Genomic DNA, 24,024 nt, shown 5'->3' with positions numbered 1-24,024 from the left:
TCTGGCGACGATCCGGCACATCGGAAGGGGGTTCGCCGGTGAAGAAACGTCGAAGTTTCGCTATTGTGGAGGTATGCCGTCCTCTCCCGGTCGAGTCCTGCCGTTCCGCCCCTCCGAGCGGCTGGAGAGCTCCGAGCCGGACGCGTCGGGTGCCGCGGACCCGGTCTCCGTGGGGCGGCGGGTCCGGCACCACCGGCGTGCGGCCGGGCTGACCCTGGCCGAGGTGGCCGCCCGGACCGCGATGTCCTCCTCGGCGTTGTCGCTCATCGAGAACGGTCGCCGTGAGGCCCGGGTCTCGACGCTGCAGCAGCTCGCCACCGCCCTGGGGACCGACCTCTCCGCACTGGTCTCCGGCGGGTCCCCGAGTCGTCGGGCAGCGCTGGAGGTCCGGTGGGAGCGGGCGCAGCGGGGGGAGGGGTTCCAGACGTTGGGGATCCCGCCCGTGCGGGTCGGGCCCGGCCTGCCGGACGACGCCCTCGAGGCCCTGGTGGGTCTCTATGAGAGCGTGGTCGGTCTGCAGCAGCAGCGCGCAGCCACCCCCGAGTTCGCCCGCCTCGCCAATGCCGAGCTGCGTGCACGGATGCGCGCCGCCGGCAACTACTTCGCCGAGATCGAGGGTGCGGCCGCCGCCCTCGTCGACCAGGTGGGGCATACCCAGGGTCCGTTGTCGCGGGAGGCGGTCCATCGGATCGCGCGGCACGTGGGCTTCGAGATCGTCACGGTCCCCGACGTCCCGGCGTCGACGCGGACCGTGACCGACCTCGCCCACCGCCGCATCTATCTCCCGGCCGCCGGCGGGCACGACCCCCGGGCCGCGGCGCTGCAGGCCCTGGGGCACGTCGTCCTGGAGCACGAGCCGCCCCGCGACTACGCCGAGTTCCTGGCCCAGCGGGTGGAGATCAACTACTTCGCAGCGGCAGTGCTGGTCCCCGAGCGCAGCGCCGTGCCCTTCCTGGCCCAGGCCAAGGCCGAGCGCGACATCGCGCTGGAGGACCTGCGCGACACCTTCGCCGTGTCCTACGAGACCGCCGCCCACCGCTTCTGCAACCTCGCGACCCAGCATCTCGACCTCCAGGTGCACTTCATGCGCACCAGCGCCGACGGCGTCATCTACAAGGCCTACGAGAACGACGGCGTCCGCTTCCCCATGGACGCCTCGGGCGCCATCGAGGGGGCCCGCGTCTGCCGGTCCTGGACGGCCCGGGTCGTCTTCGACCGACCGACGGGCGAGGTCTACCACCAGTACACCGACACCGGCCGGGGCACCTACTGGTGCACGGCGGTCGCCGAGCCGTCGGCGGCCGGGCTCTTCTCGGTCAGCGTCGGCGTGCCCTTCGACCAGGTGCGCTGGATGCGCGGGCGTGACACCCGCGAGCGGCGGGTCTCCCGTTGCCCCGACCCCCGGTGCTGCACGAGGCCGCCGGCCGACCTCGCCCGGGAGTGGCAGGGCCAGGTCTGGCCGAGCGCCCGGGCGCACTCGCACCTGCTGGCGGTCATGCCTCCCGGCGTGTTCCCGGGGGTGGACGACACCGAGGTCCTGCGCTTCGTCGCGGGGCAGGCGCCGGGGCAGGACGGCACGGACTGAGCCGGACCCCCGATCGCCACGGTGGGCTCCGTCAGGGTCGGAGGCCCCGGGCCCGGTGTGGCACAATACCGGGGTACCCATCGGCGGTCGGCCCTCTCACCGTGCCCTGATGTGTCCATCGCAGCTGCGGCGCCGTGCGTGTCTTTTCCCCACGCGGACGCCTGGCCGCTCACCACAGACAAGAATGAGGAGACACCGCACACGTGGCTGTCAAGATTCGCCTGAAGCGCATGGGCAAGATCCGTGCACCGTACTACCGTGTCGTCGTCATGGACTCGCGCGTCAAGCGCGACGGCCGGGCGATCGAGGAGATCGGCAAGTACCACCCCACCGAGGAGCCCTCGCTCATCCAGATCGACTCCGAGCGTGCGCAGTACTGGCTCGGGGTCGGCGCGCAGCCGACCGAGCAGGTCGCCGCGCTGCTGAAGATCACGGGTGACTGGCAGAAGTACAAGGGTGAGCCCGGTGCCGAGGGCACGCTCAAGGTGCGCGAGCCCAAGGCCGACAAGAAGGCCCTCTACGAGGCAGCCCTCGCCGCCTCCGACAACGAGGACTCCTCCGGCGCGACCACCCAGCGTCGCAAGAAGGCCGACAAGGCCGAGAAGGCTGACGCGGCCGGCACCGAGCAGACCGAGAGCACCCCGGCGGAGACCGCTCCCGCGGCCGACACCGACAGCTCGGCCGCCGCGAGCTCCGGTGACGGGGCGGACACCGCCGCCGACGCCGCCACGGGCACCGAGGCTGCTGCCGAGGGCAGCGAGAAGACCGACGAGGCCTGAGCGTGCTCGAGGAAGCGCTGGAGCACCTGGTCAAGGGCATCGTCGACCACGACGGTGATGTGGTCGTGCGCACCAAGAACGCCCGCCACGGGGACATCCTCGAGGTCCGGGTCCACCCGGAGGACCTGGGCCGCGTCATCGGTCGCCGGGGCCGCACGGCCAGTGCGCTGCGCACCGTCGTCGGCGCCCTGGCGGGCGGCGACAAGGTCCGCGTCGACATCGTCGACACCGACCGGGCGCGCTGAGCCCTCCCAGGCAGCACCACCTCCGACCCGCCCGAGCGCAGCAGCGCCGGGCGGGTCGCCTCGTTCCCCCGACACCGGAGGCACCATGAGCCAGACCTTCCTCGTCGCCCGCGTGGGCAAGCCGCACGGCCTGCGCGGTGAGGTCACCGTGCAGGTGCACACCGACGACCCGACCGGCCGCTTCGAGCCCGGCGCCAGCTTCGTCACTGACCCGCCCGAGCGGGGCCCGCTCACCCTGACCACCGTCCGGGTGCACCAGGGGACCTACCTGCTCGGCTTCGAGGGGCATACCGACCGGACCGCCGCCGAGTCCCTGCGTGGCACCCGGCTGCTCGTCGACGACGAGGCAGGTGTCCCCGACGAGGACCCCGACGAGGGGTGGCGGGAGGAGGACCTCCTCGGGTTCTCCGTCGTCCTCACCGACGGGCGCCGCGTCGGTGAGGTGATCGCGCTGCACGTGCGCCCGGTCCAGGACCTCCTCGAGGTGCGCACGCCGGCCGGCACCTCGCTCGTGCCCTTCGTGGAGGAGATCGTGCCCGAGGTCGACGAGGAGTCGCGCACGGTCGTCCTCGACCCGCCGCCCGGGCTGCTCGAGCTGGGGGAGTGAGGGGTATGCCGTTGCGCCTCGACGTCGTCACGATCTTCCCGGACTACCTCGCTCCTTTGGAGCTGTCGTTGCTGGGGCGGGCCCAGCGCGAGGGGCTGCTCGAGGTGAACGTCCACGACCTGCGGGACTGGACCCACGACCGGCACCGCACCGTCGACGACACGCCCTACGGCGGCGGCGCCGGCATGGTCATGCGGCCCGAGCCGTGGGGCGAGGCGCTGGACCAGATCTGCACGTCGCTGCCGGGGCGGACCCCGCACCTCGTGGTCCCCGGGCCGGGCGGCGACGTCTTCACCCAGGAACGGGCCGGTGAGCTGGCGGCGGACGAGGACTGGCTGGTCTTCGTCTGCGGGCGCTACGAGGGCATCGACGAACGGGTCTACGACGAGTTCGCGGCGCGCTACCCCCTCTCGGTGCTGAGCCTGGGCGACTACGTCCTCAACGGCGGGGAGGTCGCGGTGCTCGCGATGACCGAGGCCATCGCCCGCCTGCTGCCCGGCATGGTCGGCAACGAGGCGTCGTTGGTCGAGGAGTCGCACACCGGCGGACTGCTGGAGTACCCCGTCTACACCAAGCCGGCGAGCTGGCGCGGCCACGACGTCCCGGACGTCCTGCTGTCGGGGCACCACGGGCAGATCGCGACCTGGCGCCACGAGCAGCGCCTCACCCGCACGGCCCAGCGACGGCCCGACCTCATGGCCCGCTACGAGGCCGACAGCGACTGACGGGTCCGGACAGAGGGCCCTGGGCGACGGGCCGCGAGATGCTCGGTCCTGCCAGGGGTCAGGGACGGACGAACTCGTCCTCGGCATATCCCTGGAGGTAGAGCGCTGCGGTGAGGTCTCCGTGGTTGACCCGCACCCGGGCCCCGGCTGCGACCGCCGGCTTGGCGTGCAGCGCCACCCCGAGCCCGGCCGCCTGCAGCATCGGCAGGTCGTTGGCCCCGTCACCGACCGCGACGACGTCGTCGGCACCGAGGCCGAGCCTGGCGGTGATCTCGCGCAGCGCGGCCAGCTTGGCGTCCTGGCCGACCACGGGCGGCACGACGTGCCCGGTGAACGCGCCGTCCGCGACCTCGAGGGTGTTGGCCCGGTGCTCGTCGAAACGCAGCCGGGCAGCGATGACCTCGGTGAAGAGGGTGAACCCGCCGGAGACGAGCGCGGCGTAGCCTCCCGCGGCCGCCATCGTGGCCAGGAGCTCGGGGCCACCCGGCGTGAGCGTGATCCGCTCGGCCAGGACCTCATCGACCACCCCGACGGGCAGGCCACGCAGCAGCCCGACCCGCTCGGCCAGCGCGGCCTCGAAGTCCAGCTCACCGTTCATCGCCCGGGCCGTGATGGACGCGACCTGCGCGCCGACCCCGGCCTGGGCCGCGAGCTCGTCGATGCACTCCTGCTGGATCATCGTGGAGTCCATGTCCGCGAGGAGCACGCGGCGTCGACGGGGCCCCTCGGGCTGGAGCACGAGGTCCACGCCGCGGGCCTGCCAGGCCGCCCAGAGGTCCTCGGCGAGCAGCAGATCCTCCGCTACCGGGACCTCGACCGCCGACCCGGGCCGCAACCACCGAGGTGTGCCTGCCGCCGACGTGCCGGCCACCTCCGTCGGGGCCGCCTCGGTGAGGTCTCGGGCGCTCGGATCGCTCAGCAGGGTCAGCACAGGCACGAGGCTCATGCTAGGTGCCGCCGACCTGCGTGGATCCGGCCCTACGGTGCGGGGTGTGACGACGGAAGGGACGTCCCTGCCGACTTGGAGGGTGTGCGCGTCCTCTGGCAGACTGGATCCTTGCGTCCCGGCGTCAGCGCCGATCATCCCGTGCCCCTGCCACAGGGGGAGCGTGCGGGTGGTGCCTCACCGGAGACGACACCACGACGACTGTGCCCCGGCCGCCCACCCGCGGACCAGGGGCCCGACACGCCGCGGGTGACCTGTGGCATCCACGAGCAGGAGAACACCATGCACAAGCTTGACGATCTCGACGCCGCCAGCCTCCGCAGCGACATCCCCGACTTCCGCGCCGGTGACACGGTCAACGTCCACGTCAAGGTCATCGAGGGCAACCGCTCCCGTGTCCAGGTCTTCAAGGGCGTGGTCATCCGTCGTCACGGTGGGGGCCTCGGCGAGACCTACACCGTCCGCAAGGTGTCCTTCGGCGTCGGCGTGGAGCGCACCTTCCCGCTGCACTCCCCGAACATCGAGAAGATCGAGGTCGTGAGCCGCGGCGACGTGCGCCGCGCCAAGCTCTACTACCTGCGCGACCTGCGCGGCAAGGCCGCCAAGATTCGCGAGCGCCGCGACAACGTCCCCGCCGCCGGGGCCGCCGCGAAGACCGCGGACCAGGCCTGAGCCCGACCGACCTTCCACGACGATCCCCCGCCCGGCCCACCCGGCGGGGGATCGGTCTGTTCCCAGCCACCCGCGTTAGGGTCGGCGTGGCCACATACCCCGCACGACAGGACGGCAACCGGTGACCGAACCCACCCGGGAGAGGGGCAGTTCCTCTGACGAGCACCCGCCGGAGCCGGTCGAGCAGCCCGCCCGCAGCGGCGGCTTCTGGGCAGGGGTCAAGGAGGTCGCCGCGATCGCCGCGACCGCGCTGGTCATCTCCTTCCTCATCAAGACCTTCCTCGCGCAGGCGTTCTGGATCCCCTCGGGGAGCATGGAGAACACCCTCGTCTACGGCGACCGGGTCATGGTGAGCAAGATCCAGGCCGGGGCCTGGTCGGTGGACCGCGGTGACGTCGTCGTCTTCGAGGACCCTGGCGGCTGGCTGCCGCCGGTGCAGCGGGCCGACCGCGGACCGGTGATCAACGCCGCGCTGCGCGGGCTGGAGTTCGTCGGCGTGGCCCCGTCGTCCCAGGGCAACCACCTCATCAAGCGGGTCATCGGCCTCCCGGGAGACACTGTCGAGTGCTGCGACGAGCAGGGACGGCTCCTGGTCAACGGCGAGCCCCTGGAGGAGGACTACCTCTTCCCGGGCGACGACCCCAGCACCACCGACTTCGCCATCACCGTGCCGGAGGACCACATCTGGCTCATGGGCGACCACCGGTCCAACTCCCGCGACTCCCGGGCCAACGACGACGGCACCGGCCAGGAGGGCTCGGTGCCGCTGGACGACGTCGTCGGGCAGGCCGTGGTCCTCATCTACCCCTTCGACCACTTCGACTGGTTCTCGGTCCCGGACACCTTCACCGACGTGCCGGCCGCCCCGTGAGCACGGCGACACCGCGCCCAACGACGGGGCGACCCAGCCTGCGGGTGGAGCGCACCCTGCAGCGTGAGGGGTATGCCGTGCTCGTCGGGATGGACGAGGTGGGGCGTGGTGCACTGGCCGGGCCGGTCAGCGTGGGCGTCGTGGCGATCGGCATCTCCTGCCGCACCGCCCCGCAGGGGGTCAAGGACTCCAAGCTCCTCACGCCCGCCGCGCGGGAGCGCCTGGTGCCCCGCATCAAGCGGTGGGCCCTGGCGCACGGCGTCGGGCACGCCTGGCCCGAGGAGATCGACGCGGTCGGCATCATGGCCGCGCTGCGGCTCGCCGGTGAGCGCGCCCTGGCCCAGCTCGGCGACACCCGCCCCGACCTCGTCCTGCTCGACGGCAACCACGACTGGCTGACCGACCCCACCCGCGTGGGGCTCCTGGGCCTGCTCGAGGGGTCCCAGCCGCCGCCCGTGCGGACGATGATCAAGGCCGACCTGCGCTGTTCCTCGGTCGCCGCGGCCTCGGTCCTCGCCAAGGTCGAGCGCGACGGACTCATGGTGCAGGCGTCGGCCGAGCCACGTCATACCCCCTATCTGTGGGAGCACAACAAGGGCTACGCCGCGCCCGAGCACCAGGAGGCGCTGCGGCGGCTGGGGCCGAGCGAGTGGCACCGGCGCAGCTGGAACATCGCCGCGGCGGGTACCGTCGTGGTGCCCGAGGAAGGAGTGCCCCAGTGAGCGCAGAGGACCTGGAGAAGTACGAGACCGACGCCGAGCTCGCGCTCTACCGCGAGTACCGCGACGTGGTGGGGCTCTTCACCCATGTGGTGGAGACCGAGAGGCGGTTCTACCTCGCCAACGAGGTCGACGTGCAGGTGCGCACCGGTGACGGTGAGACGTGGTTCGAGGTGACCCTCACCGACGCCTGGGTCTGGGACGTCTACCGCCCCGCACGCTTCGTCAAGAAGGCCCGGGTCATCACCTTCAAGGACGTCAACGTCGAGGAGCTGGCCAAGTCCGACCTCGACGTCAAGGGCCTCACCGACGGCAGCTGAGCCGCTCGTCCACACCCCCTGACCCTCCACCCCACTCCTCCACAGAGAGCGGGGAGCCCCTTGTCGTCGCGGCAGTCGCGTCGTTGGCTGGGGGTGGCCGCCATCGACGGTGGCCGAGGAGGAGGGGGAGATGGACGACGGGGGTATGCCGTGGGTCACGGCCCGCGCGGTCGGCGACCGGGGGGAGGATCTCGTCTGCGCCCACGTGGAGGCGCTGGGGTGGACCGTGCTGGAACGCAACTGGCGCTGCCCGCACGGTGAGCTCGACGTGGTGGCCCACGACGGACGTGAGCTCGTCTTCTGCGAGGTCAAGACGAGACGGTCCACGCGCTTCGGTGAGCCGGTCGAGGCGGTGGGCCCGGACAAGGCGCACCGCCTCCGGCGGCTGGCCTGGGCCTGGCTGGAGGAGCACGGGCAGCGCGGCGCGACCTTCCGGATCGACGTCTTCGGGCTGCTGAGCCCTCCGGACGCCCCGCCGCGGCTCACCCACCTGCGGGCGGTGGCCTGATGGCGCTGGCGCGGACCCATGCCGTCACCCTGAGCGGGGTGGAGGGGCGCCTGGTCACCGTGGAGGCCCAGGGTGCCGACGGACTGCCTGCGACGGTGATGACGGGGCTGGCCGACAACGCCTGTCGGCAGGCGCCGGACCGTGTGCGACCGGCGCTGCGCAACTGCGGGATGCCGTTGCCGCCCCGGCGCTGGACGATCAACCTCTCACCGGCGGGCGTGCCCAAGACCGGCAGCGGCCTCGACCTCGCCATCGCCGTGGCGATGATGGCCGCGGAGGGGCACGTGCCGCCCGCGACCGTGGCCGGCGTCGGCCACATCGGGGAGGTCGGCCTGGCCGGGGACGTGCGCCCGGTGCCCGGGGTGCTCCCCATGACCCTGGCCGCCGCGGCCGGTGGAGTGGCGGAGGTGCTCGTGGCGGCCGACGCCGCCCGCGAGGCCGCCCTGGTCTCGGGCACGCGCGTGCACCCGGTCCGCACCCTGGCCGACGTGCGAGCGTTCTACCTCGCTCGCGCGCAGGGCGAGGTGCTGGAGCTGCAGATGCCGGCCTCCACCCCCTCGCTGCCCGTGCGGATGCCCGACCTCGGTGACGTGGTCGGTCAGGCCGTGGCCCGCCAGGCCCTGGAGATCGCGGCCGCCGGCGGGCACCACCTGCTGCTCGTCGGGCCGCCGGGGGCCGGCAAGACGATGCTCGCCGAGCGGCTGCCCGGCATCCTGCCCGAGCTCAGCGCCGACGAGGCACTCGCGGTCACCGGCATCCACTCGGTCCTCGGCGCCCTCGCGGCCGACGACCGGCTCCTCACCCGACCGCCCTTCGTCGCGCCGCACCACACGGCCTCCACGGCGGCGGTCATCGGGGGCGGTTCCCGACTCATCCACCCGGGTGCGGTGTCCCGGGCCCACCGAGGCGTGCTCTTCCTGGACGAGGCACCGGAGTTCCGCCGCGACGTCCTCGACGGCCTGCGCCAGCCGCTGGAGTCCGGTGAGGTGCTCATCGCGCGCGCCGATCGTCACGTGCGCCTGCCGGCGCGCTTTCAGCTCGTCCTCGCGGCCAACCCCTGCCCGTGCGGCAGCGCGAGTGGGCAGTGCATCTGCCCACCCTTCCGGCGCACCGGCTACCTCGGACGCCTGTCCGGGCCCCTCCTGGACCGCGTCGACCTCAAGCTCGCCGTGAGCGCGGTCACCCGGGGTGACCTCGCGCTGCCACCGGGGGAGCCGTCCGCGGTCGTCGCGTCCCGGGTGCTGCAGGCCCGTGAACGTCAGCGGGAGCGCTGGCGCGACCTGCCCTTCCGCCTCAACAGCGAGGTGCCCGGGGCGGTCCTGCGGGAGGAGCCCTGGAGGTTGGGCGCGGCCGAGCGCCGGCCCCTCGAGCGGGCCATGGACCGTGGTGCCCTCACACTGCGCGGGCTGGACCGGGCCCTGCGCGTCGCCTGGACCCTCGCCGACCTGCGCGGGGCGCAGCATCCCGCCCTGGACGACGTGACCCTCGCGCTCGACCTGCGGACCCCGAGCGGGGTGAAGGTCGCATGAGGGTCACCGACGAGCGCCACGCACGCCTCCTGCTCTCTCGGCTGGCCGAGCCCTACGACGAGCGCGTGCAGCGCGTCGTCGCCGAGCATGGGGTCGAGGACGTCGTCGGGTATGCCGTGCGTGATGGCCGCACCCCGGACGGGGTCGACCTGGGTCGGCTCGCGGCTCGGGTCGAACGGGCGACCTCGCTGGACGAGGCCCACATCGCCCGCCGGCTCGGCGCCCGGATCCTCATCCCCGGCGACGCGGGATGGCCCGAGGGTCTCGACGAGCTGGAGCAGCCGCCGTGGTGCCTGTGGCTCACCGGACCCGGTGACGTCCGCGAGCTCGCCGAGCGCAGCGTCGCCGTCGTGGGCGCCCGGGCGAGCACCGCGTATGGCGACCACGTCGCTGCGGGCCTGTGCGTCGACCTCGTGGGACGGGGTTTCACCGTCGTCTCGGGCGCGGCCTTCGGGATCGACGCCGCGGCGCACCGTGCCACCCTCTCGGTCGACGGGTCGACCATCGCCGTGCTCGCCGGGGGCGTGGACGTCGCCTATCCCCGCGCCAATGCCGAGCTCATCGACCGGATCCGCCGGACGGGCGCGCTGGTCAGCGAGACTCCTCCGGGTGGGGCCCCGGCCCGAATGCGTTTCCTGGCCCGCAACCGGATCATCGCAGGCCTCGCCCGCGGGACGGTCGTCGTCGAGGCCGGGCTGCGCTCGGGTGCGCGGTCGACGGTCAAGCACGCGCGGGAGCTCGGGCGACCGGTCATGGCCGTCCCCGGCTCGGTGGAGAGCCTCATGTCCCAGGGGTGCCACGCAGAGATCCGGATGGGGGCCGAGCTGGTCACCGACGGTGCCGAGGTCGCCGAGCTCGTGGGTCGGATCGGCGACGACCTCGCTCCGGTCAAGCAGGGGATGGCCCGGGCCGAGGACCGCCTCACCGACGACCTGCGCCGGGTCTGGCAGTGGTTGCGACCACGCTCCTCCTGCCCGGTCGATGAGGTCATGGTGCGGTGCGGGCTCACGCTCCGGGAGACGCTGGCCGCGCTGCGCGCGCTGGAGCAGGACGGGCTGGCCGAGGAGCTGCTGGACGGCTGGCAGCGGCGACCCCTGCGGGTCGCGGCGTCGAGCAGGGTGGAGCCGACCCGATGAGGGCGACGGTGCTCCTGGCGCTGCTCGTCGCGCTCGTCCCGGGATCGGCCGGGCTGGCCGGCGCGACCGTCGGTGACGGGGCAGCAGATGACCCGTCACCCCTGCTGTCCGCGACGGCCGCCGAGGGTGGCGGGGGCGCCGCCCCGCCGACCGATCCTCCCGCCTCGCCCGCTCTCTCGGGTCTGCGTTCCTCGGAGGTGCTCGGGATCCGCGAGCCGGCCGTCACGGACCGGGAGCGCGCCACCCACTGGGGCTGGCCGCTGGCCGGGGTGCCGGAGGTCGCCCGCGGGTTCGACCCACCGGAGCAGCGATGGGGCGCCGGGCACCGTGGCATCGACGTCGTCGGCGTGGTGGGGGAGCCGGTGCTGTCCACGGAGGCCGGGGTGGTCACCTACAGCGGCGTGGTGGCGGGGGTCGGCGTCGTCAGCGTGACGCATCCCGACGGCCTGCGCAGCACCTATCAACCGATCGCCGACCGGGTGGGTCGAGGTGACCGGGTGGCCCGGGGCGATCGTCTCGGGTCCCTGGACTCCGGAGGGCACTGCCTGACCCGCGACTGCCTGCACCTGGGGGCGATCCGCGGACGCGACACCTACGTCGACCCGACACCCCTCCTGCTGGAGGTGGACCTCACCTTGCTGCCGATCGGCGGGTGAGACGAGGCTCGGGACTTCCCCGCGACGCAGGCTCCCGGGCGGCCAGGAGGCGTCGACTCGAGACAGGTCGGGCCCGGTGCGGACTCCCTACACTGCAGCCGTGATGACACCTCACCCCGGCGACGTGACGGGCCCTGTCCGATGACGCCGCCGGCGGCCTCGGGTCGCGACGTCGTTCCCCTGCGAGACGCCACCCGGGCCTGGTTCGCCATCTCCCTGCAGACCTTCGGTGGCCCCGCGGGCCAGATCGCGGTCATGCAACGCATGCTCGTCGACGAGTTGCGTTGGATCAGCCAGCAGCGCTTCCTCTTCGCTCTCTCCTTCTGCACCCTTCTCCCCGGTCCCGAGGCCCAGCAGCTGGCGACCTACATCGGCTGGCTGCTCAACGGGGCCAAGGGCGCGCTCATCGCCGGCACGCTCTTCGTGCTCCCGGGGGTGGTGGCCCTGCTGGCGCTCTCAGCCATCTACATCGCCTACGGCGACGCCCCGTGGATCGAGGCGCTGTTCCTCGGGCTCGGTGCCGCCGTCATCGCGATCGTGGTCCAGGCGGTCATCCGGGTCGCTCGACGGGGACTGCACCACCCGGCGCTGGTCGTCATCGCCCTCGGCTCGTTCGTGGCGCTGACGGCGTTCGCCGCCCCCTTCCCCGCGGTCATCGCGGTGGCCGCCGTCGCGGGATGGTTCCTCGGTCGGGCCTACCCGGACTTCGCCGCCCCCACGAAGGGCGCGCAGGTCGACGGTCCCACCCCGCTCATCAGCGACTCCGACCTCCACTCCGAGCACCGCTCACCGCGACGGACCCTTTTCATCCTCGTGACGGGGATGGTCCTGTGGGCCGCCCCCGTCGTCGCGGCAGCGGCCCTCCTCGGTCGCGACAGCGTCTACGTCGACCAGGGACTCTTCTTCTCCGGCGCCGCACTGGTCACCTTCGGGGGCGCCTACGCCGTCCTGGCCTACGTCGCCCAGGAGGCGGTCACCGTCTACGGGTGGCTCGCCCCGGGGGAGATGGTCCGCGGACTCGCGCTCGCCGAGAGCACCCCGGGCCCGCTCATCATGGTGGTGCAGTTCGTCGCCTTCCTCGGGGCATACCGGGATCCGGGCCTGCTCAGCCCCTGGGTGGGGGCCCTCACCGGCGCGCTCATCACCACCTGGGTGACCTTCGTGCCGTGCTTCCTGTTCATCCTCCTGGGCGCCCCCTACGTCGAGCGCCTGCGCGACAACAGGGTGCTGGCCGCCTCGCTCACCGGCATCACCGCTGCCGTGGTCGGGGTCATCGCGAGCCTCGCGCTCTACTTCGCCACCCACACGTTGTTCGACAGCACCGCTGAGGTCTCCTGGGGGCCGATATCCCTCGACCTGCCCGTCCTGGACACCGTCGACCTTGTCGCGGTCGCGATCACGGCGCTCGCGGTCTACCTCATCTTCCCGCGCAGCTGGAGCGTGCTACGCACCCTCGGCGCCTGCGCGCTGGCGAGCCTGCTCATCGAGCTCGGATCCCGACTGGTGTAGCGCGTCAGGCGCGGGGGTGGGCCTGCTGGTAGGCCGAGCGCAACCGCTCGACCGACACATGGGTGTAGATCTGGGTGGTCGCCAGGCTCGCGTGACCGAGCAGCTCCTGCACCGTCCGCAGATCGGCCCCGCCCTCCAGCAGGTGGGTGGCGGCGCTGTGCCGGAGGCCGTGCGGTCCCATCGCGGGGGTGTCGGGCAGGTGGGCGAGGAGGTCCTGCAGGCTCGAACGCACCTGCCGCTGGTCCACCCGTCGCCCGCGCCGCCCGAGGAAGAGGGCTGGTCCCGATTCGACGGTCACCAACCGCGGTCGGCCGGAGGCCAGCCAGGCCGTCGTCGCCTCGGCGGCGGGGGCGCCGAAGGGCACGATCCGCTCCTTGTCACCCTTGCCGAGCACCCGGGCGGTCCCCTGCTGCAGGTCGAGGTCGTCCACGTCGAGCCCGGTCAGCTCGCCCACCCGCATCCCCGAGGCGTAGAGCAGCTCGAGCATCGCCCGGTTGCGGACGTGCACCGGGTCCTCGTCGTCCGCCGCGACGGCCGCGAGGTCCATGAGGGCGCCGGCCTGAGGGGCTCGCAGCACCCCAGGAAGGTGCGCGTCCTTGCCGGGCGCGAGCAGGCGGAGGGAGGGGTCGGAGGTGAGGCGACCGGTGCGCTGCGCCCAGCGGAAGAACGTCTTGGCCGACGCGGCACGGCGCGACACGCTGGAGCGGGCCGCGCCGTCGCTGCCCAGCCCCGCCAACCAGGCGCGGAGGTCGGTGAGCCGCACGGCCGCCGGGCCGTCGACCCCCCGCGTGGCGAGGAAGGCGTCGAGGGCGCGCAGGTCGGACAGATAAGCGCGGACGGTATGGGCCGAGCGTCCCTTCTCGACCTCCAGGTGCCGGGCGAAGCCCGCCATCCACTCCTCGTCGAGCACCTCCGGCGCCGCCGCCTCGGCCCGTCCCGCACCGGCCCGGCCGCTCACGGCGACCAACCGTCCGCCGTGGCGCGCTGCACCCGGGTGCCGGCGGCGCGGTCGTGGATGCCGCGTCCACCGATGAGCGCCGGGCCCGCGCACGCCGCGGCGAGCGCGAGGGACAGCACGACCAGCAGCAGGCCCAGGCCCTGCTGGACCTCGAGGATCCCCCGGCTCGCACCGAGGTGCCCCAGCTGCCAGGGCAGCGCCTTGACGATGTTGCGGAGCCAGAGCGCCGAGGCGGCCGGTGCCCCACCGTCGACGCCCGCGACCGCGAGCCCGGCCCACCGCTTCCCCAGGGTGGCGTGCCGTGGCGAGGACTCGGTGAGGGCGAGGTAGCACACGTAGGGGAGCACGGTGAGCACCGTGATGACGACATCGGAGGCCAGGAGCGAGGTCGGCGTGACCTCGAAGGCCGTGGGGATCCCGAGGGCCGGCGCGAGCACCAGCCCGGCGACGGCCAGCACGCCCAGCCACGCACCCACCACCGCCCAGTCGCCCAGCCACGACCCGACCCTCACCCGGGGCGAGGGGCGCCACGAGGCGCGCGCGCTGGTCGGGGGGGCAGGCGGCATACCTCGAGCCTGTCAGGCCGGGGCCAGGCGATGCAGGCGGCGCGCCGCCTCGCGCAGCACCTCGTCCTGCTTGCAGAAGGCGAAGCGCACCAGGCTGCGCACCGGCGCAGGGTCGTCGCAGAACACCGACACCGGCACCCCCACCAGGCCGAGCTCCTCGGGCATGCGGCGGCAGAAGTCGACGGCGTCCTCGACCCCGTGGCCGGCCAGGTCGGCGATGACGAAGTAGCTGCCCTGGCACGGGCTGACCGGCACGCCGACCTCACCGAGGGCCGCGACGAGCAGGTCCCGCTTGTCCTGCAGCTGGTGGGCGAAGCCGGTGAAGAACGCGTCCGGCATCCCCAACCCGTGCGCGACGGCTGGCTGCACGTGGGTGACCCCCACGAAGGTGAGGAACTGCTTCACCGCCGCCACGGCATCGACGAGCTCCGGCGGCCCGCTCACCCACCCGGTCTTCCACCCGGTGAGGGAGAAGGTCTTGCCCACGGACGAGATCGTCAGGGTGCGCTCTGCCATGCCCGGCAGCGTCGCGATGGGCGTGTGCTGCAGCCCGTCGAAGACCAGATGCTCGTAGACCTCGTCGGAGAGGACGACGAGGTCGTGCTCGCGTGCGATCGCGGCGATGCCCTCGAGCTCGGCGCGGGTGAAGACCTTGCCCGTGGGGTTGTGCGGCGTGTTGAGCACCAGCACGCGCGTCCGCCCGGTGACCGCCGCCCGCAGCTCTTCGAGGTCGAGCTCCAGGTCGGGGAAGGTGAGCTGAACCGTGCGCCGCACACCACCGGCCATCGCCACGGCGGCGCCGTAGGAGTCGTAGGACGGCTCGATGAGCAGGACCTCCTCACCGGGCTCGACGAGGGCGATGAGGGAGGCCGCGATCGCCTCGGTCGCGCCGACGGTGACCAGCACCTGCGTCTGCGGATCCAGAGGTATGCCGTACCACCGGTCCTGGTGCGCCGCGACCGCCTCGCGCAGCGCCGGGAGACCGCGGGCGGGGGCATACTGGTTGAGTCCCTCGCGCAGCCCCTGCGCCGCGATGTCACGCATCTCCTGGGGTCCGTCGGTGTCCGGGAAGCCCTGCCCGAGGTTCACCGCGTCGAACTGCAGGGCGCGCTGGGTCATCTCGGCGAAGACGCTGGTGCCGAAGGGCTGGAGTCGCTGCACGAGGGGGCTGCTCATCGCCCCACCGTAACGATTCGGAACAACGCGCCCCGCTGCCGTACCATGGGCCCTACGTGCGTCCCCTCCTGCCCTCGGGCGGGTAGGACGCGCGAATTCGCGCCCGGGCGCGACCGGCCCACACCGCCGACCTCTATGGTCGGTGGCTCGTGACCGGTGGCGCACCCCGCGGTCCCGCAGCCCCGTGTCACCACGGTCTGCGGGTGGGAGGCGTCCCCGGGCCAGGACACAACTGCCAACGAGAAGAAAGCGAGACACGGCATGGCCGTCGTCACCATGCGCCAGCTCCTGGAGAGCGGCGTCCACTTCGGGCACCAGACCCGTCGCTGGAACCCCAAGATGAAGCGCTTCATCATGACCGAGCGCAACGGCATCTACATCATCGACCTGCAGCAGTCGCTGACCTACCTCAACGAGGCCTACGACTTCGTCAAGCAGACCGTCGCGCACGGCGGGTCGATCATGTTCGTCGGGACCAAGAAGCAGGCCCAGGAGTCCATCGCCGAGCAGGCGACGCGGGTCGGGATGCCCTACGTCAACCACCGCTGGCTGGGCGGCATGCTCACCAACTTCCAGACCGTCTCCAAGCGCCTCACGCGCATGAAGGAGCTCGAGGAGATCGACTTCGACGACGTGGCCGGCAGCGGTCACACGAAGAAGGAGCTCCTCATGATGCGTCGCGAGTACGAGAAGCTCGCCAAGACGCTGGGCGGCATCCGCGACATGCAGAAGGTGCCCTCGGCCATCTGGGTCGTCGACACCAAGAAGGAGCACCTGGCCGTCACCGAGGCCCGCAAGCTCGGCTTGCCGGTCATCGCGATCCTCGACACCAACTGCGACCCCGACGAGGTCGACTACAAGATCCCGGGCAACGACGACGCCATCCGCTCCGTCACCCTCCTGACCCGCGTGGTCGCCGACGCCGTGGCCGACGGCCTCATGTCCCGCTCCGGCGGCGGCAGCGAGACCGCCGGTGATGAGGAGGCCGCCGCCAACGAGCCGATGGCCGAGTGGGAGCGCGAGCTGCTCGCCGGCTCCGAGGAGGCCGCCCCGGCCGACACCGCAGCCACCGAGACCGCGGAGTCCACCGAGGCGCCGGAGCAGGCTGCCGAGGAGGCCGCCGCCGAGGAGTCGACCGAGACCGCCGCCGCCGAGGGCACCGACGCCGACGCGCCGGCCACCCAGTCCTGACCCACATCCCCCTACGAAGGAGCAAGCAAGCACTCATGGCGAACTACACCGCCGCTGACATCAAGGCGCTGCGCGAGTCCACCGGCGCCGGGATGATGGACGTCAAGAAGGCCCTCGACGAGGCTGACGGCGACACCGCCAAGGCCACCGAGATCCTCCGGGTCAAGGGCCTCAAGGGCGTGACCAAGCGTGAGGGTCGCTCGGCGACCAACGGTCTCGTCCGGGCCCAGGTCGACGGAGGCGTCGGCACCCTCGTCGAGGTCAACTGCGAGACCGACTTCGTCGCCAAGGGCCCGAAGTTCGGCGAGCTGGCCGACCGCGTCCTCGCCCAGGCCGTGGCCGTGGAGGCCGCGGACGCCGAGCAGCTCCTGGCCTCCGACCTCGACGGTCAGACCGTCAAGGAGATGCTCGACGACGCCAACGCCACCATCGGCGAGAAGATCGAGGTGCGTCGGGTCGCCCGCGTCACCGGCGACCAGGTCGTGTCCTACCTGCACAAGACGATGCCCGACCTGCCCCCGCAGATCGGTGTCCTCGTGGCCACCTCCGGTGGTGACGAGCAGACCGCGCGTGACATCGCGATGCACGTCGCGGCCTTCTCGCCCTCGGTCCTGACCCGCGAGGAGATCGACGCCGAGACGGTCGAGAACGAGCGCCGCATCGCCGAGGAGACCGCTCGCGAGGAGGGCAAGCCCGAGCAGGCGCTGCCCAAGATCGTCGAGGGCCGGGTCAACGGCTACTTCAAGGAGAACGTCCTGCTGGACCAGCCGTTCGCCAAGGACAACAAGAAGACGATCGCCAAGGTCGCCGAGGAGGCCGGCGCCCAGGTGACCGGCTTCGCCCGCTTCAAGGTCGGCGTCTGACGCCCACCTGAGCACCAGCCGGAGGCCGGGTCCCCGTGGGGCCCGGCCTTCGTCATACCCGGGGGTCGCCGTGTCGACGGGGCGGTGCGTCGCGGTGGCGGGGACCCGTCGCCGTCGGGCCGGAGATGATCCGGTGGGGGTCAGAGGCCGAGCTGCTCCGCTGCACGGGTATGCCGCCACACCTGCTCCTCGACCTCGGCGTGGGTCCAGCGCCCCTCGCCGAGCGGCGTGAGCACCAGCACCCGGAACAGCAGCGCGCGCACGACCGCGTCGCGGGGGACGTCGAGTCGCTCGACCAGCTCGGGTCGGCCGTCGTGCCAGCAGAGCGCGTCGGCGAGGACCACCCCCTCGGCATAGGCCGGTGGACGCCACGCCAGCGAGAGGTCGATGACGGCAGGTGGCCGCGGAGGGTCGAGCAGGACGTTGCCGGTGAGGTCGAGGTGGACCAGCTGCGCCGTCCCTGACGGCGCCCCAGGGTCCAGAGCACGTCTCAGCCGTGCCGCCAGGGGCTGGAACCCGCTGGCGACGGGCAGGTCGGCCTCGCCCCAGGCGGCGGCGTCGGCCCGGGCCCACGGGTCGTCACGCACCCTGAGCCACTCCGGGCGGGGAAGGTGGCGCATCGCCCGGTGGAGGGCCCGACCGGCCGCCAGGACTGCCGCCCAGTCCGGGTCTCCTGGCCGCTCCTCGGTGCCCATGCCGTCGACGTGACCGGTGGCCGACCAGCCCTCGACGGTCCACCGGCCGTCGCGGGCGGGCAGCGCCGGGGCCAGGCGGAACCCCCGCTGCGGCACCCGCGCGAGCTCGGTCCCGACCCACTCCTGCGCCCGGGGGTCCGCCCCGGGTTTGAGGACGGTGCCGCCGGCCAACCAGCTGTCGCCCTGTCCACCGGGCAGCGCCACGGGGATGTCCACCAGCCCGAACGCCTCGAGGACGGCTGACGGCGGTGAGGGCATACCTCATCCTCCCAGCCCCACCCGCCCTCCCGGGAGTGACCACGGCCTAGCACGACCTCCATCGGCAAACTTCCCGATGCAGCTCGTGCTATCCCGTGGTCGGTCCTGCGGGGGGCGGGGTGGATCGCCGGACCCCCGGGCGTGTGGCAGGATCGAGCGACCGCCTCGCCTCGATCCCAGGAGGACCCCTATGACCACGACGGCGCCTGCGCAGCAGACCTCGACGACCCAGGAGGCCCACCCCGAGCCCACGCGGACGGCCCGCCGCGTGCTCCTCAAGCTCTCCGGCGAGGCCTTCGGCGGCGGCCACGTCGGCGTCGACCCCGACGTCGTCAAGGGGATCGCCCGACAGATCGCCGAGGCGCACCGGACGGGGGTCCAGATCGCGGTGGTCATCGGGGGTGGCAACTTCTTCCGCGGCGCCGAGCTGCAGCAGCGGGGGATGGAGCGGGCCCGGGCCGACTACATGGGCATGCTCGGCACGGTGATGAACTGCCTGGCCCTCCAGGACTTCCTGGAGAAGGAGGGCGTCGACACCCGCGTGCAGACCGCCATCACCATGGGACAGGTCGCCGAGCCCTACATCCCCCGCCGCGCGATCCGCCACCTGGAGAAGGGCCGGGTGGTCATCTTCGGCGCCGGCGCCGGTATGCCGTACTTCTCCACCGACACCGTCTCGGCCCAGCGGGCGCTGGAGATCAAGTGCGACCAGGTCCTCATGAGCAAGCACGGTGTGGACGGCGTCTACACCGCCGACCCCCGCACCGACGACCAGGCACGCAAGCTCGACGAGCTCACCTTCTCCGACGCGCTCACCGGCAACCTGCGCGTCGTGGACGCCGCCGCCTTCAGCCTCTGCATGGACAACGCGTTGCCGATGCTCGTCTTCGGGATGGACGGCGAGGACTCCATCACCCGCGCGATCAAGGGTGAGAGGATCGGGACACTCGTGACGGCGGGCTGACCGCCGCACCGCACGGATCAGCCGCAGCACGACATACACGCAAGGAGCACCACGATGTCCGAGGTCGTCGAGATGGCCCTCATGGAGGCCGAGGAGAAGATGGAGAAGGCGCTGGAGGTGGCGCGCGAGGACATGGCCTCCATCCGCACCGGTCGAGCGCACCCCGGCATGTTCAGCAAGCTGGAGGTCGACTACTACGGTGCCCCGACCCCGCTGCAGCAGCTCGCCAGCTTCGGCATCCAGGACGCCCGCACCGTCCTCATCACGCCCTACGACAAGAGCGCGATGAAGGACATCGAGAAGGCCCTGCGCGAGGCCGACCTCGGCGCCAACCCGAGCAACGACGGCAACGCCATCCGCATCGTCATGCCGCAGCTGACCGAGGAGCGCCGCCGCGAGTACATCAAGCTGGCCCACTCCAAGGGCGAGGACGCCAAGGTGACCGTCCGGCACGTCCGGCGGCACGCCAAGGACGTCATCGACAAGGCCGTCAAGGACGGCGAGATCGGTGAGGACGACGGCTCGCGCGGCGAGAAGGAGCTGGAGGCGCTGACCAAGCGCCACGTCGACGTCGTCGACGACATCCTCAAGCACAAGGAGGCCGAGCTGCTCGAGGTCTGAGCAGCTCAGCACGAGGGGGATCGACCCGATGACCGAGCCGAGCGCTCCGGCGCCCGTGACGCCGGAGATCTCCACCCGCCGCGCCGCCAGGGCCGCCCGGCGGTCGGCGCAGCAGGCTCGGACGCCCCGCGCGGGACGCAACCTGCCGGCCGCGATCGGGGTGGGCGTCGGGCTGGTGCTGGTCATCCTGGCCAGCCTCGTCTTCTGGAAGCCGGCCTTCGTCTACCTCGTGACGGCGGCCGCCCTCGTCGGGGTCTGGGAGCTGGACCAGGCGCTGCGCAGCGGACGCGTGGACCCGCCCCGGCTGCCGGTCCTCGCCTCGGTGGGGCTCATCCCGCTCGCCTACTACGCAGGGGCCGACGCCCTGGCGGCCGGCTTCGCCGCGGCGGCGGCCCTGGTCCTGCTCTGGCGCAGCGTGGGGGCCCAGCAGGACGCCGTGCGCGACGTCGCCGGCGGCGTCTTCATCGTCGCCTACGTCCCGCTGCTCGCCTCGATCGCCTCGCTCATGGTCGCCCAGCCCGACGGGGTGGGGCGCATCATCACCTTCATCCTCGTCACCGTCGCCTCCGACACCGGGGGGTATGCCGTCGGCGTCCTGCGCGGGCGTACCCCCATGTCGCCCTCGCTCTCCCCGAAGAAGTCGTGGGAGGGGTTCGCGGGGTCGGTGGCCACCAGCGCCATCGTCGGGGCGATCTGTGTCGGGGTGCTGCTGGACGGCGCCTGGTGGGCGGGGCTGCTCGTGGGCGCGCTCGCCGCAGCCTTCGCCACGGTGGGCGACCTCGCCGAGTCGGCGCTCAAGCGGGATCTCGGCATCAAGGACATGGGCAGCATCCTGCCCGGCCACGGCGGGGTGATGGACCGGTTGGACTCCCTGGTCGTGACCGCCCCTGTCTGCTGGGCGCTGCTGCACCTGCTCGTCTGAATCCCTGAGACACTGGAGGGGCCATGACGACCGAACTCCCCACCCCGACCGCCGACCGTCCCGTCCCCGGCCAGCTGACCTTCCGGGCCCCCCGCCGGGGCAAGGCCCCCACGCACCTGGCCGACCACGACCTCGAGGGCCGCAAGGAGTGGGCGAGCGAGCTGGGCATCCCCGGCTTCCGCGCCGACCAGGTCAGCCGGCACTACTTCGAGCGCCTCGTCACCGACCCCGAGCAGATGACCGACCTGCCCAAGGCCGGGCGCCAGGAGCTGGTCGAGGGCCTGCTGCCGCCGCTGCTGACCCCGGTGCGCACCCTGTCGGCCGACGACGGCGCCACGCTCAAGCAGGTGCACCGGCTCCACGACGGGGCCATGGTCGAGTCAGTGCTCATGCGCTACCCCGGCCGGGTCACCATGTGCATCTCCAGCCAGGCCGGCTGCGGCATGAACTGCCCCTTCTGCGCCACCGGCCAGGCCGGGTTGACCCGCAACCTGTCCACCGCGGAGATCGTCGAGCAGGTGGTAGCCGCGGCGCGGGCGCTGCGGCACGGGGAACTGACCGGCGGTGAGGACGCGGGGGAGGCCGCCGACCAGCTGCGGGTGAGCAATGTCGTCTTCATGGGCATGGGGGAGGCCCTGGCCAACTACAAGGCGTCCCTGGCGGCCGTCCGCCGCCTCGTCGACCCCTCGCCCCACGGCCTGGGGATGTCGGCCCGCGGGGTCACGATGTCGACGGTGGGACTCGCGCCGGCCATCGACAAGCTCGCGGGAGAGGGCATACCCATGACGTTGGCGCTGTCCTTGCACGCGCCGGACGACGAGCTGCGCGACGAGCTCGTGCCGATCAACACCCGGTGGAAGGTCGATGAGGCCCTCGACGCGGCGCGACGCTACTTCGACGCCACGGGGCGCCGGGTCTCGATCGAGTATGCCCTCATCCGCGACATCAACGACCAGGCGTGGCGGGCCGACCTGCTCGGTGACAAGCTCAACGCCCGCGGTCGAGGCTGGGTGCACGTCAACCCCATCCCGCTCAACCCGACGCCGGGCAGCAAGTGGACCGCGTCCCGCCGTGGCGTGGAGCAGCAGTTCGTCGAACGGCTGCTGGCGCACGGCATCCCCACGACCGTGCGCGACACCCGTGGGTCGGACATCGACGGCGCCTGCGGCCAGCTCGCGGCGACGGTCTGAGCGCGGGGGTAGGCTGTCGGGCATCGATGACGAGGGGGTCCAACGATGCCGGACGACAGGGCCAACCCACGCAAGGCCGAGCTGCGCCAGCTGCTGGAGCGGGCGGAGACGCTCGAGGCGAGCCTCGACGGGGTGCTCTCCCCGGCCCGTGACGCGCTGGGCGCCGGGGCCTGGGTGTCCTCGGCCGCCAGACCGTTCGAGGAGGGCCTGGAGGAGGCGCGCCGGGACCTCGTGCGCGGGGCACAGGCCACTACTGCCGCGCTGCGGGCCGAGCTGGCCAGCACTCCCGCGCGGATCCCCGCGCTGGAGGTGAGCTAGACCATGGCGCTCACCCAGATCCACCTCCCCTCGATGCGGCGCCTCATCGAGGACGTGCGCACGGTGTCCGACGACGCCGTCGCGCAGCACCAGGAGCTCTCCGGGCTCCTCACCGACGCCGACCTGTCCGCCTCCGACGCGGCCCCCGTGCAGGCCGCCGCGCACTGGCTCGCGGCGCAGGTCCCCATGCTGCGGCGCCGGCTGGCGCTGGCCGAGGAGGTCGAGGCGTCCACGCCCGGGATCCAGGTCTCGGTCCGGATCGATGAGTCCCAGCTGACCGACCTCTCGCCGGAGGAGGCCGAGGCCCTGGCCGAGCAGCTCGCCGAGCAGATCTCCGAGGGCCCGCACACCCAGGAGCTGGCCGACCAGCTCGCCGAGCACGCCGGTGATCCCTACTTCGCCACGGCGCTGCTCGACGCGCTCTCTCCCGAGGAGCTGGCCGACTACCTCGGATCCGTGGACTTCGAGGCTCCACGGACCGGACAGGCTGACCTCGACTACGCCCGGCGCCACGGCGGGATCGTGAGCGGGCTGCGTCTCGCGCTGCAGACGGCAGCCCGCTCCGGTGACCTCCCGGAGGGGTATGCCGAGGGGTTGGCCGAGGTGATCATGACCGGAGAGGGGTCGGACGCCCTCGCGCTCGCGGACTTCCTGTCCGGCACCGACGGCCTGCACGCCGACGTCGCCGGCCCGACCCGGGACGCGCTCCAGGTGATCGAGGGCTATCGCGAGCTGGTCGACGAGGGCGTCCTCACCGAGCTGCCCACGGCATACCTCCGGGAGTGGATCGGGGTGGTGCAGGGCGCGGGTGGCGACCCCGTCGCCCTCGCCCGGCAGGAGGGCGTCGACGACCACACCTTCGACCTGCTCCAGGAGCTGGAGGTCATGCGCGACCCCGAGGGCCGCGCCTACTTCCTCATCACGGCCGAGCACGCTGACGACGCGCGGCTCGTCGCCGAGCTCACCGAGCTCCTCGCCGGTGGGGAGCCCTCGACCAACGCCTGGCGGCGCGACGCCAACTCGTGGACGTTCGACACCTGGTTCGGCAACGGCGACATCAAGCTGGTCCTGGCCGACGGAGCAGCGCTCGCCACGACACCCGAGGGGATCTTCATGACCGTGGGGGACAGCGACGTCCTGGTCACCTCCACCGACCTGTTCGCCCACGAGGCCGGCACCATGTGGGGCGAGATCTTCATGGTCAACGACGAGTCGGCTGATCCTGCGGCCCGGCTGCGGCAGATCATCGAGGCAGGCACCACGGATCCACCCACGTCCGACCACCCGCTGTGGCGTGTGCTGCGGCACGAGGAGGTGCATGCACAGCAATGGGCACGCTACGGCCACTCCGGGTTCATCGCCCGCTATCTGTGGCACAACCCCTTCGACCCCTGCAACCACCCGTTCGAGGAAGAGGCGGGTTTCGAGGACGGGGGGTACTTCCAGTGCGTGAGCTGAGCCGTCGCGCCGCTCTTGCTGGTGGGTGCATCGCCCT

At 72.5% G+C, this 24,024-nt stretch carries 27 protein-coding genes; 22 read left to right on the top strand and 5 right to left on the bottom strand.

Annotated features, from left to right (window positions below; translation table 11 throughout):
* Window positions 1-73: 73 nt before the first annotated feature.
* The 5 genes from FA582_RS09890 to trmD all read left to right on the top strand — a co-directional run bounded on the left by FA582_RS09890 (window position 74) and on the right by trmD (window position 3,941).
* Complete coding sequence (locus FA582_RS09890; protein WP_010147692.1) at window positions 74-1,585, top strand: helix-turn-helix domain-containing protein; 1,512 nt, start codon at window positions 74-76, stop codon at window positions 1,583-1,585.
* Window positions 1,586-1,788: 203 nt separating this feature from the next.
* Window positions 1,789-2,364 (top strand): 30S ribosomal protein S16, encoded by a 576-nt coding sequence (gene rpsP, locus FA582_RS09885; RefSeq protein ID WP_051125147.1) that lies wholly within the window; start codon window positions 1,789-1,791, stop codon window positions 2,362-2,364.
* A 2-nt stretch (window positions 2,365-2,366) separates the two neighbouring features.
* Window positions 2,367-2,609 (top strand): RNA-binding protein, encoded by a 243-nt coding sequence (locus FA582_RS09880; protein WP_010147690.1) that lies wholly within the window; start codon window positions 2,367-2,369, stop codon window positions 2,607-2,609.
* Between the two features lie 85 nt (window positions 2,610-2,694).
* A complete protein-coding gene (rimM, locus tag FA582_RS09875) occupies window positions 2,695-3,216 on the top strand; it encodes a ribosome maturation factor RimM (RefSeq protein ID WP_010147689.1) in 522 nt (173 codons plus the stop codon).
* A 5-nt stretch (window positions 3,217-3,221) separates the two neighbouring features.
* Window positions 3,222-3,941, top strand: a complete 720-nt coding sequence (gene trmD / locus FA582_RS09870) for a tRNA (guanosine(37)-N1)-methyltransferase TrmD (RefSeq protein WP_010147687.1) — start codon at window positions 3,222-3,224, stop codon at window positions 3,939-3,941.
* A gap of 58 nt (window positions 3,942-3,999) precedes the next feature.
* Here the strand turns inward: trmD and serB are convergent, their stop codons facing one another.
* Window positions 4,000-4,887 carry a phosphoserine phosphatase SerB gene (gene serB, locus FA582_RS09865; protein ID WP_029540851.1) on the bottom strand — a complete coding sequence of 296 codons (888 nt, stop codon included), beginning with the start codon at window positions 4,885-4,887 and terminating at the stop codon, window positions 4,000-4,002.
* Window positions 4,888-5,169: 282 nt separating this feature from the next.
* Here serB and rplS point away from each other — a divergent pair, with 282 nt between their 5' ends.
* The 9 genes from rplS (at window position 5,170) to chrA (ending at window position 12,807) form a co-directional block, all read left to right on the top strand.
* Entirely contained in the window at window positions 5,170-5,559 is a 390-nt protein-coding gene (gene rplS / locus FA582_RS09860) for a 50S ribosomal protein L19 (RefSeq protein WP_033228927.1), read from the top strand.
* Between the two features lie 121 nt (window positions 5,560-5,680).
* Window positions 5,681-6,430 carry a signal peptidase I gene (lepB, locus tag FA582_RS09855; protein WP_010147684.1) on the top strand — a complete coding sequence of 250 codons (750 nt, stop codon included), beginning with the start codon at window positions 5,681-5,683 and terminating at the stop codon, window positions 6,428-6,430.
* Window positions 6,431-6,474: 44 nt separating this feature from the next.
* The gene (locus FA582_RS09850) at window positions 6,475-7,152 is read left to right on the top strand and encodes a ribonuclease HII (RefSeq protein WP_010147683.1); all 678 of its coding nucleotides are present in this window, start codon (window positions 6,475-6,477) and stop codon (window positions 7,150-7,152) included.
* Window positions 7,149-7,469, top strand: a complete 321-nt coding sequence (locus FA582_RS09845; protein ID WP_010147682.1) for a DUF2469 domain-containing protein — start codon at window positions 7,149-7,151, stop codon at window positions 7,467-7,469. Before FA582_RS09850 ends, FA582_RS09845 begins: the two co-directional genes overlap by 4 nt.
* A 109-nt stretch (window positions 7,470-7,578) precedes the next feature.
* Window positions 7,579-7,977, top strand: coding sequence for a YraN family protein (locus FA582_RS09840; RefSeq protein ID WP_010147681.1), 399 nt, complete (start codon window positions 7,579-7,581; stop codon window positions 7,975-7,977).
* Window positions 7,977-9,506: a YifB family Mg chelatase-like AAA ATPase gene (locus tag FA582_RS09835; protein ID WP_147899806.1), complete on the top strand. Its 1,530-nt coding sequence runs from the start codon at window positions 7,977-7,979 to the stop codon at window positions 9,504-9,506. The genes FA582_RS09840 and FA582_RS09835 overlap by 1 nt, the downstream gene beginning before the upstream one ends.
* The gene (gene dprA, locus FA582_RS09830; protein WP_010147678.1) at window positions 9,503-10,642 is read left to right on the top strand and encodes a DNA-processing protein DprA; all 1,140 of its coding nucleotides are present in this window, start codon (window positions 9,503-9,505) and stop codon (window positions 10,640-10,642) included. Before FA582_RS09835 ends, dprA begins: the two co-directional genes overlap by 4 nt.
* Window positions 10,639-11,298, top strand: a complete 660-nt coding sequence (locus tag FA582_RS09825) for a M23 family metallopeptidase (protein WP_010147677.1) — start codon at window positions 10,639-10,641, stop codon at window positions 11,296-11,298. The genes dprA and FA582_RS09825 overlap by 4 nt, the downstream gene beginning before the upstream one ends.
* A gap of 141 nt (window positions 11,299-11,439) precedes the next feature.
* The gene (chrA, locus tag FA582_RS09820; RefSeq protein ID WP_010147676.1) at window positions 11,440-12,807 is read left to right on the top strand and encodes a chromate efflux transporter; all 1,368 of its coding nucleotides are present in this window, start codon (window positions 11,440-11,442) and stop codon (window positions 12,805-12,807) included.
* Window positions 12,808-12,811: 4 nt separating this feature from the next.
* On the opposite strand, the gene FA582_RS09815 is transcribed toward chrA, so the two are convergent.
* From FA582_RS09815 to FA582_RS09805, 3 genes are read right to left on the bottom strand one after another with little or no spacing between them, the layout of a single operon-like run.
* Entirely contained in the window at window positions 12,812-13,765 is a 954-nt protein-coding gene (locus FA582_RS09815) for a tyrosine recombinase XerC (RefSeq protein WP_010147675.1), read from the bottom strand.
* On the bottom strand, window positions 13,762-14,331 hold the full coding sequence (locus FA582_RS09810; RefSeq protein WP_010147674.1) for an RDD family protein: 570 nt from the start codon (window positions 14,329-14,331) through the stop codon (window positions 13,762-13,764). The genes FA582_RS09815 and FA582_RS09810 overlap by 4 nt, the downstream gene beginning before the upstream one ends.
* A gap of 12 nt (window positions 14,332-14,343) precedes the next feature.
* Entirely contained in the window at window positions 14,344-15,507 is a 1,164-nt protein-coding gene (locus FA582_RS09805) for a pyridoxal phosphate-dependent aminotransferase (protein WP_010147673.1), read from the bottom strand.
* A gap of 261 nt (window positions 15,508-15,768) precedes the next feature.
* On the opposite strand from FA582_RS09805, the gene rpsB reads away from it, so the two are divergent.
* Both rpsB and tsf read left to right on the top strand, forming a co-directional pair.
* Complete coding sequence (gene rpsB, locus FA582_RS09800; RefSeq protein ID WP_010147672.1) at window positions 15,769-16,698, top strand: 30S ribosomal protein S2; 930 nt, start codon at window positions 15,769-15,771, stop codon at window positions 16,696-16,698.
* Window positions 16,699-16,733: 35 nt separating this feature from the next.
* Window positions 16,734-17,561 carry a translation elongation factor Ts gene (gene tsf / locus FA582_RS09795; protein ID WP_010147671.1) on the top strand — a complete coding sequence of 276 codons (828 nt, stop codon included), beginning with the start codon at window positions 16,734-16,736 and terminating at the stop codon, window positions 17,559-17,561.
* Window positions 17,562-17,701: 140 nt separating this feature from the next.
* Here the strand turns inward: tsf and FA582_RS09790 are convergent, their stop codons facing one another.
* Window positions 17,702-18,514: an aminoglycoside phosphotransferase gene (locus FA582_RS09790; RefSeq protein ID WP_010147669.1), complete on the bottom strand. Its 813-nt coding sequence runs from the start codon at window positions 18,512-18,514 to the stop codon at window positions 17,702-17,704.
* Window positions 18,515-18,704: 190 nt separating this feature from the next.
* Here FA582_RS09790 and pyrH point away from each other — a divergent pair, with 190 nt between their 5' ends.
* The 6 genes from pyrH to FA582_RS09760 are packed head-to-tail and all read left to right on the top strand — an operon-like array spanning window position 18,705 to window position 23,987.
* Window positions 18,705-19,478: a UMP kinase gene (gene pyrH, locus FA582_RS09785; RefSeq protein ID WP_010147668.1), complete on the top strand. Its 774-nt coding sequence runs from the start codon at window positions 18,705-18,707 to the stop codon at window positions 19,476-19,478.
* A gap of 54 nt (window positions 19,479-19,532) precedes the next feature.
* Window positions 19,533-20,099 (top strand): ribosome recycling factor, encoded by a 567-nt coding sequence (frr, locus tag FA582_RS09780; RefSeq protein ID WP_010147667.1) that lies wholly within the window; start codon window positions 19,533-19,535, stop codon window positions 20,097-20,099.
* 28 nt (window positions 20,100-20,127) lie between these two features.
* Window positions 20,128-21,021, top strand: coding sequence for a phosphatidate cytidylyltransferase (locus FA582_RS09775; RefSeq protein ID WP_010147666.1), 894 nt, complete (start codon window positions 20,128-20,130; stop codon window positions 21,019-21,021).
* 23 nt (window positions 21,022-21,044) lie between these two features.
* Complete coding sequence (gene rlmN / locus FA582_RS09770) at window positions 21,045-22,211, top strand: dual-specificity RNA methyltransferase RlmN (protein WP_010147665.1); 1,167 nt, start codon at window positions 21,045-21,047, stop codon at window positions 22,209-22,211.
* Between the two features lie 45 nt (window positions 22,212-22,256).
* A complete protein-coding gene (locus tag FA582_RS09765; RefSeq protein ID WP_010147664.1) occupies window positions 22,257-22,529 on the top strand; it encodes a hypothetical protein in 273 nt (90 codons plus the stop codon).
* Between the two features lie 3 nt (window positions 22,530-22,532).
* The gene (locus FA582_RS09760; RefSeq protein WP_010147663.1) at window positions 22,533-23,987 is read left to right on the top strand and encodes a hypothetical protein; all 1,455 of its coding nucleotides are present in this window, start codon (window positions 22,533-22,535) and stop codon (window positions 23,985-23,987) included.
* Window positions 23,988-24,024 lie beyond the last annotated feature (37 nt).

It is taken from the genome of Serinicoccus profundi (genome assembly GCF_008001015.1).
Lineage (GTDB): Bacteria > Actinomycetota > Actinomycetes > Actinomycetales > Dermatophilaceae > Ornithinicoccus > Ornithinicoccus profundi.
The sequence above is the reverse complement of the archived record's forward strand: the minus strand, read 5'-3'. Positions and strand labels throughout refer to the sequence as shown.

Coding starts and splice junctions, on each gene's coding strand:
- rimM (WP_010147689.1), top strand. CDS start 2,695: ATGAGCCAGACCTTCCTCGTCGCCCGCGTGGGCAAGCCGCACGGCCTG.
- dprA (WP_010147678.1), top strand. CDS start 9,503: ATGAGGGTCACCGACGAGCGCCACGCACGCCTCCTGCTCTCTCGGCTG.
- rpsB (WP_010147672.1), top strand. CDS start 15,769: ATGGCCGTCGTCACCATGCGCCAGCTCCTGGAGAGCGGCGTCCACTTC.
- pyrH (WP_010147668.1), top strand. CDS start 18,705: ATGACCACGACGGCGCCTGCGCAGCAGACCTCGACGACCCAGGAGGCC.
- frr (WP_010147667.1), top strand. CDS start 19,533: ATGTCCGAGGTCGTCGAGATGGCCCTCATGGAGGCCGAGGAGAAGATG.
- FA582_RS09825 (WP_010147677.1), top strand. CDS start 10,639: ATGAGGGCGACGGTGCTCCTGGCGCTGCTCGTCGCGCTCGTCCCGGGA.
- FA582_RS09805 (WP_010147673.1), bottom strand. CDS start 15,507: ATGAGCAGCCCCCTCGTGCAGCGACTCCAGCCCTTCGGCACCAGCGTC.
- FA582_RS09890 (WP_010147692.1), top strand. CDS start 74: ATGCCGTCCTCTCCCGGTCGAGTCCTGCCGTTCCGCCCCTCCGAGCGG.
- chrA (WP_010147676.1), top strand. CDS start 11,440: ATGACGCCGCCGGCGGCCTCGGGTCGCGACGTCGTTCCCCTGCGAGAC.
- FA582_RS09760 (WP_010147663.1), top strand. CDS start 22,533: ATGGCGCTCACCCAGATCCACCTCCCCTCGATGCGGCGCCTCATCGAG.
- FA582_RS09810 (WP_010147674.1), bottom strand. CDS start 14,331: ATGCCGCCTGCCCCCCCGACCAGCGCGCGCGCCTCGTGGCGCCCCTCG.
- rplS (WP_033228927.1), top strand. CDS start 5,170: ATGCACAAGCTTGACGATCTCGACGCCGCCAGCCTCCGCAGCGACATC.
- rlmN (WP_010147665.1), top strand. CDS start 21,045: ATGACGACCGAACTCCCCACCCCGACCGCCGACCGTCCCGTCCCCGGC.
- FA582_RS09790 (WP_010147669.1), bottom strand. CDS start 18,514: ATGCCCTCACCGCCGTCAGCCGTCCTCGAGGCGTTCGGGCTGGTGGAC.
- trmD (WP_010147687.1), top strand. CDS start 3,222: ATGCCGTTGCGCCTCGACGTCGTCACGATCTTCCCGGACTACCTCGCT.
- FA582_RS09765 (WP_010147664.1), top strand. CDS start 22,257: ATGCCGGACGACAGGGCCAACCCACGCAAGGCCGAGCTGCGCCAGCTG.
- FA582_RS09835 (WP_147899806.1), top strand. CDS start 7,977: ATGGCGCTGGCGCGGACCCATGCCGTCACCCTGAGCGGGGTGGAGGGG.
- FA582_RS09775 (WP_010147666.1), top strand. CDS start 20,128: ATGACCGAGCCGAGCGCTCCGGCGCCCGTGACGCCGGAGATCTCCACC.
- serB (WP_029540851.1), bottom strand. CDS start 4,887: ATGAGCCTCGTGCCTGTGCTGACCCTGCTGAGCGATCCGAGCGCCCGA.
- tsf (WP_010147671.1), top strand. CDS start 16,734: ATGGCGAACTACACCGCCGCTGACATCAAGGCGCTGCGCGAGTCCACC.